The organism is Xenorhabdus doucetiae (assembly GCF_000968195.1).
GTDB lineage: Bacteria > Pseudomonadota > Gammaproteobacteria > Enterobacterales > Enterobacteriaceae > Xenorhabdus > Xenorhabdus doucetiae.
This window is the reverse complement of record NZ_FO704550.1, coordinates 4,010,172-4,025,015: the sequence shown is the minus strand read 5'-3', so window position 1 is coordinate 4,025,015 and position 14,844 is coordinate 4,010,172. Positions and strand designations below refer to the sequence as shown.

11 protein-coding genes, 1 tRNA gene and 1 pseudogene are annotated in these 14,844 nt (G+C 47.6%); 6 read left to right on the top strand and 7 right to left on the bottom strand.

What is annotated here, in order from left to right; genetic code table 11:
• Window positions 1-4 precede the first annotated feature (4 nt).
• The 3 genes from spoT to gmk are packed head-to-tail and all read right to left on the bottom strand — an operon-like array spanning window position 5 to window position 3,091.
• Window positions 5-2,119, bottom strand: coding sequence for a bifunctional GTP diphosphokinase/guanosine-3',5'-bis pyrophosphate 3'-pyrophosphohydrolase (spoT, locus tag XDD1_RS17590; protein WP_045973137.1), 2,115 nt, complete (start codon window positions 2,117-2,119; stop codon window positions 5-7).
• 18 nt (window positions 2,120-2,137) lie between these two features.
• Window positions 2,138-2,413 carry a DNA-directed RNA polymerase subunit omega gene (gene rpoZ / locus XDD1_RS17585; protein WP_045973136.1) on the bottom strand — a complete coding sequence of 92 codons (276 nt, stop codon included), beginning with the start codon at window positions 2,411-2,413 and terminating at the stop codon, window positions 2,138-2,140.
• A gap of 54 nt (window positions 2,414-2,467) precedes the next feature.
• Window positions 2,468-3,091 (bottom strand): guanylate kinase, encoded by a 624-nt coding sequence (gmk, locus tag XDD1_RS17580; RefSeq protein WP_045973135.1) that lies wholly within the window; start codon window positions 3,089-3,091, stop codon window positions 2,468-2,470.
• A gap of 338 nt (window positions 3,092-3,429) precedes the next feature.
• On the opposite strand from gmk, the gene ligB reads away from it, so the two are divergent.
• The gene (gene ligB / locus XDD1_RS17575) at window positions 3,430-5,088 is read left to right on the top strand and encodes an NAD-dependent DNA ligase LigB (RefSeq protein ID WP_071827292.1); all 1,659 of its coding nucleotides are present in this window, start codon (window positions 3,430-3,432) and stop codon (window positions 5,086-5,088) included.
• 108 nt (window positions 5,089-5,196) lie between these two features.
• On the opposite strand, the gene XDD1_RS17570 is transcribed toward ligB, so the two are convergent.
• Window positions 5,197-5,814, bottom strand: a complete 618-nt coding sequence (locus XDD1_RS17570; RefSeq protein ID WP_045973134.1) for a trimeric intracellular cation channel family protein — start codon at window positions 5,812-5,814, stop codon at window positions 5,197-5,199.
• 136 nt (window positions 5,815-5,950) lie between these two features.
• On the opposite strand from XDD1_RS17570, the gene XDD1_RS17565 reads away from it, so the two are divergent.
• The gene (locus XDD1_RS17565; RefSeq protein ID WP_045973133.1) at window positions 5,951-7,240 is read left to right on the top strand and encodes a DUF3748 domain-containing protein; all 1,290 of its coding nucleotides are present in this window, start codon (window positions 5,951-5,953) and stop codon (window positions 7,238-7,240) included.
• Between the two features lie 98 nt (window positions 7,241-7,338).
• Here the strand turns inward: XDD1_RS17565 and XDD1_RS17560 are convergent, their stop codons facing one another.
• Together XDD1_RS17560 and XDD1_RS17555 are read right to left on the bottom strand one after the other, a co-directional pair.
• Window positions 7,339-7,689, bottom strand: a complete 351-nt coding sequence (locus tag XDD1_RS17560; RefSeq protein WP_045973790.1) for a YceK/YidQ family lipoprotein — start codon at window positions 7,687-7,689, stop codon at window positions 7,339-7,341.
• Between the two features lie 609 nt (window positions 7,690-8,298).
• Window positions 8,299-9,555 (bottom strand): valine--pyruvate transaminase, encoded by a 1,257-nt coding sequence (locus XDD1_RS17555; protein ID WP_045973132.1) that lies wholly within the window; start codon window positions 9,553-9,555, stop codon window positions 8,299-8,301.
• 256 nt (window positions 9,556-9,811) lie between these two features.
• Between XDD1_RS17555 and XDD1_RS19005 the strand changes: the two are divergent.
• Window positions 9,812-10,863, top strand: a pseudogene (locus tag XDD1_RS19005) (IS630 family transposase).
• Here XDD1_RS19005 and XDD1_RS17540 read toward each other — a convergent pair.
• On the bottom strand, window positions 10,858-11,397 hold the full coding sequence (locus tag XDD1_RS17540) for a DNA-3-methyladenine glycosylase I (protein ID WP_045973131.1): 540 nt from the start codon (window positions 11,395-11,397) through the stop codon (window positions 10,858-10,860). The pseudogene XDD1_RS19005 and the gene XDD1_RS17540 sit on opposite strands and share 6 nt — an antisense overlap.
• Before the next feature lie 195 nt (window positions 11,398-11,592).
• On the opposite strand from XDD1_RS17540, the gene glyQ reads away from it, so the two are divergent.
• From glyQ to XDD1_RS17525, 3 genes are all read left to right on the top strand, one after another.
• Window positions 11,593-12,531: a glycine--tRNA ligase subunit alpha gene (gene glyQ, locus XDD1_RS17535; RefSeq protein ID WP_045973130.1), complete on the top strand. Its 939-nt coding sequence runs from the start codon at window positions 11,593-11,595 to the stop codon at window positions 12,529-12,531.
• Window positions 12,532-12,540: 9 nt separating this feature from the next.
• The gene (gene glyS, locus XDD1_RS17530; protein ID WP_045973129.1) at window positions 12,541-14,610 is read left to right on the top strand and encodes a glycine--tRNA ligase subunit beta; all 2,070 of its coding nucleotides are present in this window, start codon (window positions 12,541-12,543) and stop codon (window positions 14,608-14,610) included.
• Between the two features lie 149 nt (window positions 14,611-14,759).
• Window positions 14,760-14,836, top strand: a tRNA-Pro gene (locus tag XDD1_RS17525).
• Window positions 14,837-14,844: the final 8 nt, after the last annotated feature.

Here is a 14,844-nt window from a genome sequence, read left to right as displayed (position 1 = left end):
ATGACTAGTTTCGGTTACGGCTGACCCGCATCACGTCTGGCATCACACGTATCTTACGCATGATATTCGCCAATTGGATACGGTCTTTGGTCGTCAGCCTGATAAAAGCACAATAGACGCGGCCGTCTTTTTCCTCCGTATTCATGCTTTGAATATTGGAGTTGACATCGTTAATGGCGGCCGTCAGGTTTGCCAGCGCTCCCTGATGGTTAAACATATCAACTTTAATTTCAGCAATAAAATCACTATTGATATCTTTATCCCACTCAACCGGCATAAATTTTTCCGGTTCTTTCTGATATCCACGGATATTGCGACAGGATTCGTGGTGGATGACCAAACCTTTTCCCGGACTGATATGAGCAATAATCGGGTCGCCTGGAATTGGGCGGCAACATTTGGCAAAGGTAATTAAAATACCGTCAGCGCCCTTGATAGGCAGTTTACGGGACGAATTGCCGTTGCTGTTTGCGACTTTTTCTGCGGCACCCAATAATAAATTGCGGGCGACAACCACGCTCATGGCATTGCCCAACCCGATCTCCGCCAGCAAATCATCCAACGTGGCAAGCTTCATTCTCGCCAGCTCTTTGCTGATATTTTCTGGCGGAATATCGGCAATTTTCGTGCCGTTACCCAGTGCATGATTGAGCAGACGACGCCCCAGACTAATGGAATCATCCCGTTTCAGGTTTTTCAGCAACTGGCGGATCTTGGCACGCGCTTTAGAACTGACGACAAAGTTCAGCCATGCCGCGTTAGGGCGAGCCCCTGGTGCCGTGATAATTTCGACCGTTTGCCCACTGTTGAGCGTTTGTGAGAGGGGATAAGGCAGACGATCAACACGGGCACCGACACAGGCATGGCCGATATCCGTATGGACGGCATAGGCAAAATCGACAGGCGTCGCGCCAGCCGGTAACTCAACAATGCGCCCTTCAGGGGTAAAAACGTAAATCTCATCAGGGAATAAATCAGATTTAACGCTCTCGATAAACTCAAAAGAACTGCCGGCACTTTGCTGGAGTTCCAGTAAGCTCTGCATCCAGCGTTGGGCACGAACTTGCGCAGTCGTACCCGATTCCCCTTGTTCTTTGTAAGCCCAATGAGCGGCAACCCCCATTTCCGCCATTTGATCCATATCTTCGGTACGGATCTGAACTTCAACAGGCACCCCGTGCGGGCCTATCAGGGAAGTGTGGAGGGATTGGTAGCCGTTGGCTTTGGGGATGGCAATATAATCTTTCACTCTGCCGGGGCGTGGCTTGTACAAACTGTGCATTTGCCCCAGTACGCGGTAGCAGGTATCAAGATTATTGACGATGACCCGAAAGGCGTAAATATCCATGATGGAATGGAAACGCTGTTCTTTCAGGCGCATCTTACGATAGATCGAATAGAGATGTTTTTCGCGGCCACTGACGGTACATTTAATGCCGGCATCCGTTAACCTGCCTTCAATCTCCGACAGAATTTTCTGGATCATCTCCTTGCGATTACCACGCGCGGCTTTCACAACCTCTTTAATCACGCGGTAACGGTTCGGATACAGGGCTTCAAACCCCAGTTCCTCCAGCTCCGTTTTTAGGTGATGAATACCCAGACGGTGAGCCAGCGGACTATAAATTTCCAGCGTTTCCCTGGCAATGCGCCGCCGTTTATCGGGGCGCAGGGAGCCAAGGGTTCGCATATTGTGTGTACGGTCTGCCAGTTTGATCAAAATGACGCGGATATCCTGCACCATCGCCATGATCATTTTGCGGAAGTTTTCAGCCTGAGCTTCCTTTTTGTCCCGGAAGTTCAGCTTATCCAGCTTGGATACACCTTCCACCAAACCGGCCACGGCCGTGCCAAATAGCTGTTCTATATCCTGAAATGTCGCCGGGGTGTCTTCAATGACATCATGCAAAAGTGCCGCCATCAGTGTCTCATGGTCAAGGCGCATTTCAGCCAGAATACAGGAAACGGCGACGGGGTGAGTAATGTATGGCTCACCGCTGGAGCGGGTCTGCCCTTCGTGGGCATCCCGCGCAACGACATAGGCCTGTTTAAGCAGATCGATTTGATCTTCAGGCAAATATTTTAGAACCAGTTGTTTCAGGCTTTCGAACAGATACAAGGCAGACCTACCGTAAAATTAACGACGACCTTCAGCGATGGCGGAAACAGCTTTGATTTCTGCGGCTTCTTGCTCTTGTTGTTCTTGACGTTCACGAACATCGAGAATTTTATTGTTGATAAGACCTTGCTCGATTTCACGCAGAGCGATAACCGTCGTCTTATCGTTTTCTTCTGGAACGAGAGGATCTTTGCCACCTGCTTGCAATTGGCGTGCTCGGCGAGCAGCGACCAACACCAGGTCAAAACGGTTACCAATTTTTTCTACTGCGTCTTGAACAGTTACGCGTGCCATATGTGTGCTACTCCACAGGTAAATAAATGACTGGGCATCATACTGAAACTTGGTTCAGTCTGCCAATAATTTGCTGATTAAGGCATCATGCCGCTGAGTCTGACGATCTAATCGTAGACGCTCTGAACGAATAATAGATTGTAAATCGGCCAATGCCGTATTGAAATCGTCATTGATAATGACGTAATCATATTCGTTATAATGTTCCATCTCCGCGACGGCTTGTGCCATGCGTTTGGCAATGACCTCTTCGCTATCCTGACCGCGTCCGCGCAGGCGGCGGAGCAACTCTTCCTTGGACGGTGGCAGGATGAAAATGCTGCGCCCCGCGGGCATTTTCTGGCGGATTTGCTGTGCACCTTGCCAGTCAATATCAAGAAAAACATCAACGCCACTGGCGAGTGTCTCTTCGATGACTTTTCGGGATGTGCCGTAATAATTACCAAAAACACAGGCATATTCCAAAAATTCATCATTGCTGATCATATTTTGAAATTCATCCACAGTAACGAAAAAATAATGTTCACCATGATTTTCGCCTGGACGAGCTTGGCGCGTTGTGTGCGAAACAGAAACCTGAGTGTCATACAAAGGCTGAGTTTTTAATAAAGCCTGAATAAGGCTTGATTTGCCTGCTCCACTCGGCGCAGAAACAATATATAACGTTCCTTGGTTCATGATGATTTCTTGACTGATTGGGTATAAATAAATGCAAGCGCAGGAAGATAAAATCCCACAAATATAGAGCACTGCATAGTATACACAGATACGTTAATCCATGCAGCGTTACAATACATGCCAATGGGCGTTTCAACCAAATTTTTTCTTAACAAACGGGCATTAATGCAAAATTTTGCGAAACATTTTCAAGAAAAATAATTGTTTGCAGAAATTGCACTTTTATTTTTGGAAACGTCTCGCAAACTTCCTTTTTGCCTCTTGGTAAAAATTCTTCTGCTTTTTATTCTTTGCCCGTGTCTTAGGAACCCATTTTTTTAGGAACCGATGGAGCAAGGATGCTTAATTTTCTCATTCGTTTTTTAATTACGGTCTGGATACTGCTATTTGGCATACCCATGGCATTTGCCAACCAGGCTCATTGCCCTGAGTGGTCACCCGAAAAATTTCAGCATGAAACTGAGCAACTGACACAGCAGGTCACTAAGTGGGATCAGCTTTATCGTCAGCAAGGTATGAGTGAAATAGAGGATGAAATCTATGATCAATTATTGGAAACCTTAGGGATTTGGCAACGTTGTTTAACTCACCAGTCAAACCGCACTTTTCCCTCGGTTAGTACTTCTGTTAATCCAATTAATTCTGCGACCGACACGTCTGTGATTTCGGCGCGACAGGAAGGGAAACAGTTTCATCCCGTCCAGCACACCGGTCTGCATAAGTTGAAGGGAATAGAGGAGATTCGCCGGTGGTTACAGGGGCGAACCGGGGTGTGGCTGCAACCTAAAATTGATGGCGTTGCAGTAACCTTGGTGTATAAAAAAGGTCAATTAGTGCAGTTAATCAGCCGTGGTGATGGTATTGAAGGAACAGACTGGATGGAGAAGAGCGCATTTATTCCCACTATTCCTCAGCGGATTAAAAATGCGCCTGAACATTTGGTGTTACAAGGTGAACTTTTCTGGCAGCAGGAAAATCACCGACAGTCTATTGCGGGGAGTCAGGGCGCGCGCAGTAAAGTGGCGGGCTTAATGATGCGTAAAACACCCGTCCCGGAACTGCAACAGGTGGGCATTTTTATTTGGGGCTGGCCGGATGGACCCAATGAAATGGCGGTGAAACTGGCGCGGTTGTCTGACATGGGGTTTCCGTTCACAAGCCAATATAGCCACCCCATTACCACGGCAGAAGAGGCCGAAAAAAGATGGCGAGATTATTTTGTTCAGCCGCTCCCTTTTGCGACGGATGGTGTGGTTTTACGCCAAGAGCTTGAACCGACAGGTCAGCAATGGCGAAGCGGATCAAACAGTTGGGCGATTGCATGGAAATATCCGCTGCGACAGCAAATGACCACTGTGACAGGGGTGAATTTCACCGTAGGCCGGACAGGGAGAATATCCGTTGTATTAGATCTGGAAAAAGTAAAGGTGGATGATCGGCACGTGAGTCGAGTCAACATCGGTTCCATCAAACGTTGGAAACAGTGGAACGTTTATCCCGGCGATAAAATTACAGTGGCACTGGCGGGGCATGGGATACCTAAACTCGATAAAGTGGTGTGGCGTATGGCGGAACGTCCTGATATTCAACCCCCTAATGAACCGGATTATCATTTCCTTAGCTGTCTGTCACTCGACCCTGAAAATGAGAACAACGACGAACATTATTGTCGGCAACAGTTTATCGCACGCCTGACATGGCTTGGGGAAAAATTGCAAATGAAAGGCGTCGGGCAAGGAACGTGGTCAGCGTTGGTAAAACATGGGCTGGTGGCAAATTTAACCGATTGGTTGGATTTGGACAAACCGCAGCTTGAGGCCGTGCCCCATATTGGCACTAAACGCGCGGAATTGATTTTTTCCCAATTTCAGCAAGCCAAATTACAGCCGCTTTCACGATGGCACGAAGCCATTGGCCTGCCTCATACCAAAAGAGAAAAAATCTCAGCTTTTTTACAGCATCCTGAAATTAAGGCCGTTATCTTTACAGGGGATTAAGAATAAGCCAGAGAGCCGGGATATGAGTGAATTGAGTGAATAGGGGCAACAGGTTGCCCCGAATATTCATCATTATGATGTAGCGGCGTGGTGTTAACGGAAATAGTCTCAGTGGTCTGTGCCATCATAATTGAAGATAGGCAGCCCAAGACGGTAACGAATCGCAATCAGCCGTGCGGCCAGTCCTGCAACCAGGGTAATCAGGATAACGCTATTCGGCGGTAATGGTGTATGCAGCAAGGCGATATAGAGCCAGGCGGCGGCGAAAGAGACACCGGCATAAATCTCTTTTTGGAATACCAACGGGATGGTATTGCAAAACATGTCGCGCAATACACCGCCAAAAACGCCGGTAATAACGGCTGCAATGGCGGCAATGATCGGGCTGTAGTGCATATCCAACGCGATTTGCGCACCAATAATAGAGAAGACAATTAAACCAATGGCATCAAGAATGAGAAACAGACGGCGTAGGTGTTTCATCATGGGGGCAACCCAGATAGTGAGTACGGCGGCACAGGCAACAGTCACGATATATTCTGGATTTTTTACCCAACCGAGGGGATAGTGCCCCAAAATAATATCCCGGACGGTGCCGCCACCGATGGCTGTCACGGAAGCAATAATAATAACGCCGAAGACATCCATTTTTCGGCGACCTGCGGCTAAGGCACCTGTCATGGCTTCAGCCGTAATACCAATGATATAAAGGACACTGAGTAGCATAAGTTTAATTAAATGGAATATAACGGATAAGTAATAGAGTACTGTCGAAATAATAACGTCTCGACTGAAATTTTTTAGCCGGATCTGAATAAAATTAGTTTTTCTTATCCGAAACCTCGCAAAGTAAGGGTGAAAAATGGTGTTTAAGGAACGTCAGATTACATTTGATAGCCGTAGCCATCAGATAACGAATATAAATGCTTGGACGCCAGACAGCCAATGGCTGGTCTACGATGTTCGCCCTCATGGTGCCTCTTTTACCGGTTTAACGATAGAAAAAATTCATGTTAATCATGGGCAAACTAAAATTATCTATCAGGCAAAGGAGGGTGCTCATGTCGGTGTTGTGACGGTAAGTCCACAAGAACCTGCTCGTTATGCCTTTATTCACGGCCCGGAACAACCCGATGCACAGTGGAAATATGATTTTCATCATCGCCGTGGCGTCATTGTCTCCGATAGTCAGCCAAATGTGGCCATTAACATTGATGCCATGGATATTACGCCACCTTATACCGCAGGTGCCTTGCGGGGTGGAACCCATGTCCATGTATTCAGCCCCGATGGCAGTCGTCTCAGTTTTACCTACAACGATCATGTGATGCATGAATTAGATCCTGCGCTTGATTTACGTAATGTCGCGGTGGCTGTGCCTTTACGTGCTGTGATGCCGGCTAAAAAACACCCGAGGGAATATGGCGGTAGCTATTTTTCAGTGGTGGTCAGCGAAACGACGGCAAACCCGCGTCCCGGCAGTGATGACATCAATCGTGCCTATGAAGAAGGGTGGATTGGGCAGCAGGGATATCGCAAAGATAATGGTCAATGGCAGCGTTGGGCACTGGCTTTTATTGGGGATACCTGCGCCGCCAGTGGTGAAAAAATCCCGGAGATTTACCTCGTTGATCTGCCTGAAAACGACAATGATTATGCCATTGCGGGCAGCCAGCCTTTGGCGGGCACAGAAACCACATTGCCGGCACCACCGGCGGGAGTGAAACAGCGACGTTTAACGTTTACCCATGATAAACGCTGGCCGGGCGTGGTGAATGTTCCGCGCCATTGGCTAAGAACATCGCCAGATGGCAGTCAGATCGGTTTTTTGATGAGAGATGAACAGGGGATTGTCCAGCTATGGTCTGTCTCCCCTAATGGTGGCGAGCCAATGCAGATAACTGACGGCAAAAACAGCATACAATCTGCATTTAGCTGGGACAGCCGTGGGCGGTTTATTGCCTGTGTTTGTGACAATAGCGTTATGCTTTGTGACAGCCAGACGGGGAAAATGCAGCGTTTAACGGCGCGTACCGATGATGCACCCTGCGCTGATGCCATCGTGATATCACCGGATGATCGTTATGTTGCGTTTATGCGGGATATTGACGGTTACCGACAACTATTTGTGGTTGAAACAGGGATTAACTGAAACAGATTGTGGTTGAAACAGATATGGCTGACGTGGGCATCGCGGATGGCGATGCCGGATAACATGTTGGCTATTGTTTATTGTGGCACCGAATACAATTAGGCATCATAATTAATGATGATATCTGGTGCAGACTGCGTAACTGTAGGATTTTTATCTAGTTGCTCTATCCGGTGTTTGGGGGATTGTTCTGCGTTATCTTGATCGGATCGGGCATAATCGTAGGGAAGCAGGAGTGTGTCCAAGAAAGCAGAAAACGGCAGGTCGAGCACAAGCAGCGGCTTCACAATCCACCCCGTTTTATCATCTTGCAACATGCCAATATTGGCTTTTGCCCCGGAATAGTAACCTTGATAGGGGCCGTTATGGGTCATGATACTGGAACAGCCCGTCACAAGTAGCCACCCTAATGTGGTGCCTAGTAATAGAAACACTTTACAATTTTTCATCATTTCCATGATCTCAATGAGTTAATTTGCCAATGTTCAGATACTGTATTCGCTATTTAACGCCATTCTTCCAAAGCATAACGGGTGTAAACTTTACCCGTTAGTATTCTTACTCTTCAATACTATTTACTATAGTCATGTTATATTCAGTTTGCTATAGCACTTATCGCTAAATTTCATCATCTCAACAAATTCTGCGTAACTCTCTCTGTTTATTGAGAACGTAGCAAACTTTTAGCCTCATAGCCTCAGACGGGTGATGGCTTGCATTCCTCTTGATTCATTAAACGTGCTTTAGATCACAGAAAGTGGCTCAATTGTCTTAATTTGGCTGCAATTTGAGATAGTAGAGGCAATTTAAAGTTAAAAATTCCTGCTTATTCAATTCATTAGAATAAGTTTTTTCTGGTTAAATAGATGCAGTTCAGGGAAGGTATAAAAACAAGGATCGTTTTCCTTTCCTATGTGTGTGAAGAATTCTTTTGGGATTCTAATAACTACTGTCCTGTTCGCAGGTAAAAGTCCTCGTTATCATCTTGCTCCCTCCCCCTAAATGAGGGAGCTTTTTTTATTTTTTGCCAACTGATTAAAGACAGCTTGCCATGCAGATCAGCATCCTGTTTCTTTATGGGCTATCTCAATCTCTTCAGACAGAATACGAATGCCTTCTTCGATCTTTTCAATATCAGGCACATAGTTCATGCGCATACATTGATGGGCGTGCGGCCAATCATGCTCCAGCCCCGGAAAGAAGAAATGCCCCGGTACCATCAGCACTTTCCGTTTTTTCAACCGCTGATAAAGCACTTCTGTCGTGATGGGTAAGTTTTTAAACCAGAGCCAGAGGAATATCGCCCCTTCCGGTTTATGGATCAGGCAGCGCTCTTCCGAGATGTGGCGACGAATGATTTCGATTACGTTGTCTACCCGCTGCTTGTAAAACGGCTGAATGACATTCTGTGACAGGCGGAACAGGTCATTGCGTTTAATCATTTCCAGCGCGATAGCCGGCCCAACGCCCCCAGGGGACAGGCTGATAATGCCATTCATGTTACTGACCGCATTAATGATTTTCTCATTAGCGATAATGATCCCGCAGCGGGAACCCGGCAGACCCAATTTGGACAGGCTCATGCACAGAATAATATTGTGGTTCCACAACGGGGTTGCTTCGCTAAAAATAATACCGGGGAATGGCACGCCGTAGGCATTGTCTATCAGTAGGGGGATCTGGTGCTGTTGCGCCAAACCATCCAAACGCAGTAATTCTTCATCGGTGATCACGTTGCCGGTTGGATTGGTCGGGCGAGAGACGCAAATCAGGTTGATGTCTTCGGTAATATTCAGGTGATCGAAATCGACGTGATATTTGAATTGGCCGTTGGGCAGCAATTCAATATTCGGTTTATTGGCAACAAATAACCCTTCATCCAAACCGGAATCCGAATAACCAATATATTCTGGTGCCAGGGGAAACAAAACACGTTTCATTGAGCCGTCTTCAGCGCGACCCGCCAGTAAATTAAACAGATAGAAAAAGGCGCTCTGGCTGCCATTGGTCAGGGCGATGTTTTGTGGATGAATTTCCCAGCCGAGCTTTTCCCTTAACTCTTGGGCCAACGCCGCTATCAAGGTATTTTTCCCTTGTGGCCCGTCATAATTGCATAGGGTTTCGCTTAATTGACCGTCTAACGCCATGTCAGTCAATATCTGCTGGAAATAATCATCCATTTCTGGGATATGTGCGGGGTTGCCGCCGCCCAACATAATGGCACCAGGGGTTCTCAAACCTTGGTTGAGATCAGTCATCAGACGGGTAATTCCCGAATCTTGTGTAAATTTGTTTCCGAATTGCGAAAATTTCATAGTGGCGTTTGCGTCTGTTTTTTGTATGAAAAGATTGTATGAGAAGAAAACACCATACCCTGCTCACTATCAGGGTGCAATGGAGTAAAACGGCTATGCTGTGTTTTTATATTGCTTATTTGCGACACAAACAATTGACAAGGTGATCGTTGACTAAATGGCTTGCCAAAATGGTAGGAGTCTCAAAGAAACTCAGTCCTATTTTTGCGAATGTCTTGATTGCAATAAAAGAAACCGCAAAAGGAAGGACTGAGTTATGCTTATCTTACCACCAACCTCCCGAAATGAACGGCGCCAGATGAAAAAAGTCGTTCAAAAAACCACAGATAAAAATTATGCCCGCCGGATCATGGGCATACTCTGGTTATGCCAAGGAGAGCCGGTCTCCCAAGTGGCCGATAAACTGTGTTGCGCTGAGTCTTCTGTCTGGCGCTGGATTAAGCGGTTTAGGGAGCTGGGATGGATGGGGTTACTCAGTTTACCGGCAGGCCGCCATACCCGATGGCATTTAACCCCACTTTGGCCTTTTCTGTCTTATCTATTGGAACATTCTCCCCAACAGTTCGGTTATCTCGGTTCCCGATGGAGCCTGGCCTTTTTTGTATTTTTAATCAAAAGGTTACTTAATATCACCCTTTCAATGAGCACGCTTTACCGTTATTTCCGTCAACAAGGGATTGTCTGGAGAAGAGCGGCCCCGACAGTCAAGTTACCCGATCCCGAATATGAAGAAAAAATGGCCCGCATTTCCGAAGCGCTTTCCCGGGCGTCAGAGAAACATCCTGTTGTTTATGAAGATGAAGTGGATATTCACTTGAACCCCGAAAATCGGGGGCGGGCTGGTATTTTAAAAGGCCAGCAAAAACGCATTAATACCGCCGGGAAAAAATAAAAAATCTACCGTTGCGGGTTGTCTTGATTGTCCCGACCAACAAAATTGTTTTTACGGGGTTAAATGAAGAAAAACGCCTCAATTATTTTATCAAAACTTTAAAAGAATTTAAACGCCAATATCGTCACGCAGAAACGCTCACCGTGATTTTAGACAACTACATTATTCATAAAAGTAAGTCAGTAAAAGCGTGGTTACGACAGAATCCAAGCGTGACACTTTTATTCCTTCCGGTTTATTCGCCCTGGTTGAACAAAATAGAGCGGTTATGGCAATCGTTACATGAAACGGTTACCCGTAATCATGGTTGCCAATTTATGTGGCAACTGATTAAAAATGTGAAAATTTTTTTAAAAACGGCGTCAGGAAAAAAGACGTTGAAAGGAATCAGAAATATCAGAGTCTCAGCATTATGAAAAGGCATTTAGCCCCGCTGCCTGCATAAACGCATAGCAGGTGGTGCTGCCGATAAATTTAAATCCCCGTTGTTTCAACGCGTTTGAAAGAGCATCAGAAGTGGCTGTTTGAGCCGGAACGTCTGACAAGTTTTGCCAGTGATTAATCTGCGGGGAATCATCAACGAAATGCCAAATAAAAGCGCTGAAATCTTCATCTTGTTCAGCCATTTTTAGGTAGGCGCGGGCATTGTGAATAATCGCATTGATTTTGGCGCGATTACGCACGATAGCCGGTTCTTTCATGAGTCGCCCAACATCGGTTTCATCCATTTTGGCGATTTTGACCGGATCAAACTGATGGAAACACTGCCGATAGCCTTGCCGTTTTTTCAGGATCGTCAGCCATGATAAACCTGCTTGTTGCCCTTCCAGACAAATCAGTTCGAAAAGTTGCTGGCTATCTCTCAGTGGGTTTCCCCATTCATTATCGTGGTAGGCCAGATAATCAGGGTCGGATGTTACCCAACCGCAGCGAATCGTTTCCTTGCTCATAAATCGAATTTCACCTCAGGAAGTGGTTGATAATTACACCAATATTAGCTGTATAAACATACAAGTAAAGCGGCTTGAATAAGATTTTTTTATACTGCGGCAAAATTGACAGGTGATCGGTACTGTATATCTTACGTTCGAAGGGTATACTGGCCTCTTTCGTTTAAATTCATATGTATCGCGTGCGGATTCAATATGCAAAAGTTTGATACCAAAACCTTTCAAGGGCTGATCCTGACATTACAGGATTACTGGGCGAATCAAGGCTGTACCATTGTCCAACCACTGGATATGGAAGTCGGTGCAGGAACCTCTCATCCGATTACCTGTTTGCGTGCTTTGGGGCCAGAGCCGATTGCCGCAGCTTATGTGCAACCTTCCCGTCGTCCGACTGACGGTCGTTACGGCGAAAACCCAAACCGCCTCCAGCACTACTACCAATTTCAGGTGATTATCAAGCCCTCTCCCGATAACATTCAGGAACTTTATCTGGGTTCCCTGAAAGCGTTAGGGCTAGACCCGACGGTTCATGATATCCGCTTTGTCGAAGATAACTGGGAAAACCCAACCTTGGGCGCATGGGGCTTGGGCTGGGAAGTCTGGCTGAACGGCATGGAAGTGACCCAGTTCACCTATTTCCAGCAAGTGGGTGGCCTTGAATGTAAGCCGGTGACCGGCGAGATTACTTACGGTCTGGAACGTCTGGCGATGTACATCCAAGGCGTGGACAGCGTTTACGATCTGGTCTGGAGCGATGGCCCGTTGGGTAAAACCACCTATGGTGATATTTACCATCAGAACGAGGTTGAACAATCGACTTACAACTTCGAACACGCTGACGTCGATTTCCTGTTTACCTGCTTTGAACAATACGAAAAAGAGGCGCAGGAATTACTGGCACTGGAAACGCCGCTGCCATTGCCGGCTTATGAGCGCATTCTGAAAGCGGGTCATACGTTCAATTTGCTGGATGCCCGCAAAGCGATTTCTGTGACTGAGCGTCAGCGCTATATCCTGCGCATCCGTACCCTGACCAAATCGGTTGCGGAGGCCTATTATGCCTCCCGCGAGGCGCTTAGCTTCCCGATGTGTAATAAGACTGTTTTTAACAAGACCATTTGTAACAAGAACTAAGAGGCCATCATGATTCAACAGACTTTTCTTGTGGAAATTGGCACAGAAGAGCTGCCACCAAAGGCGCTGCGTTCGTTAGCAGAATCCTTTGCGGCCAATTTTGCAGCAGAACTGAATAATGCCAATCTGGGTCATGGTGAAATTAGCTGGTTTGCGGCTCCTCGTCGCTTGGCACTGAAAGTCGCCAATCTGGCGGCAGCACAGGCTGATCGTGAAGTTGAAAAGCGTGGCCCGGCGATTGCCCAAGCGTTTGATGCAGAAGGTAAACCGACCAAAGCCGCCGAAGGTTGGGCGCGTGGTTGCGGGATCACCGTTGATCAGGCTGAACGCATGGTCACGGACAAAGGGGAATGGCTGCTCTATCGCGCTCAGGTCAAAGGCCGTGAAGCCAAAGCCTTGCTGGCGGAGATGGTGAGCAGTGCTCTGGGCAAATTGCCGATCCCTAAACTGATGCGTTGGGGAGATAAAGAAACCCAGTTTGTGCGTCCGGTGCATACGGTCACCATGCTGTTGGGCAGCGATGTGGTTGACGGCAACATTCTGGGTATTCAATCCGATCGCATTATTCGTGGTCACCGTTTTATGGGTGAAGCGGAATTTCCCATTGAGAACGCAGAACAGTATCCCGCTATTTTGCAGGAGCGTGGCCGGGTTATCGCGGATTACGCAGCGCGTAAGGCGATCATTAAGCGTGATGCCGAACACGCCGCGACGCAACTGGGTGGTGTGGCGGATCTGAGCGATAGCCTGTTGGAAGAAGTGACTTCGCTGGTGGAATGGCCGGTTGTGCTGACGGCGAAATTCGAAGAAAAATTCTTGGATGTTCCTGCTGAAGCACTGGTTTACACCATGAAAGGCGACCAGAAATATTTTCCGGTTTACGATAAATCCGGCAAATTAATGGCGAACTTTATCTTTGTCACCAATATTGAGTCTTCTGATCCTCAGCAAATTATTTCCGGTAACGAAAAAGTGGTTCGCCCGCGTCTGGCGGATGCGGAATTCTTCTTCAAGACTGACCGTAAACAGCGCTTAGAAGACAATCTGCCTCGTTTGGAAACTGTCCTGTTCCAGAAACAATTGGGCACACTGCGTGACAAAACCGATCGCATTCAGGCGCTGGCTGGCTGGATTGCGGAAAAAATCGGTGCCGATGTCAATCATGCGACGCGCGCGGGGTTATTGTCCAAATGTGACCTGATGACCAACATGGTATTCGAATTCACTGATACGCAGGGCGTGATGGGCATGCACTATGCCCGCCATGATGGTGAAGCCGAAGAGGTGGCACTGGCACTGAACGAGCAATATCAGCCACGTTTCTCCGGCGATGCCCTGCCATCAACCGGCGTTTCCTGTGCCGTTGCCATAGCCGATAAAATGGATACGTTGGCAGGGATCTTCGGGATTGGCCAGCATCCGAAAGGCGATAAAGACCCGTTTGCCCTGCGCCGTGCGGCACTGGGTGTCCTGCGTATTATCGTTGAGAAAAAACTGCCGCTCGACCTCCAGACGTTGGCAGAAGAAGCGGTGCGTCTGTACGGTGACAAGCTGACCAACGCAAAAGCGGTGGATGATGTGGTTGAGTTTATGCTTGGCCGTTTCCGCGCGTGGTATCAGGAACTGGGTTATAGCGTCGATACGATTCAGGCGGTACTGGCGCGTCGCCCGACCCAACCCGCAGACTTTGATGCCCGCATGAAAGCCGTGACTCACTTCCGTACTCTGGATGCAGCGGTATCTCTGGCGGCGGCGAATAAGCGTGTTTCCAACATTCTGGCGAAATCCGAAGAGCCGTTGAATGGCAGCGTTCAGGCTGCGGTATTGAAAGCGGCAGAAGAGATCCAACTGGCGACACATCTGGTGGTGCTGAAAGAAAAACTGGCGCCTCTGTTTGCCGAAAGCAACTATCAGGATGCACTGGTTGAATTGGCTTCCCTGCGTGAAGTGGTGGATGCGTTCTTCGACAACGTGATGGTGATGGATGAAGACCGCCAGGTCAGGATCAACCGCCTGACGCTGTTAAGTGAACTGCGTGACCTGTTCCTGCGTGTCGCGGATATTTCACTGCTCCAGTAATCTCTGATTGATGGATTTAATGCAAGGCCTCACTTTTAGGGTGAGGCTTTTTGTTGCCTGAATTTTGGATGGTTTATCATCAAACAAGCACTTATCTTTAAAAAGGTATTGACGGTATGCGGCGCTGGCAGTAAGATGCGCTTCGTTTTCGGCGAGTAGCGCAGCTTGGTAGCGCAACTGGTTTGGGACCAGTGGGTCGGAGGTTCGAATCCTCTCTCGCCGACCAGCATTCTG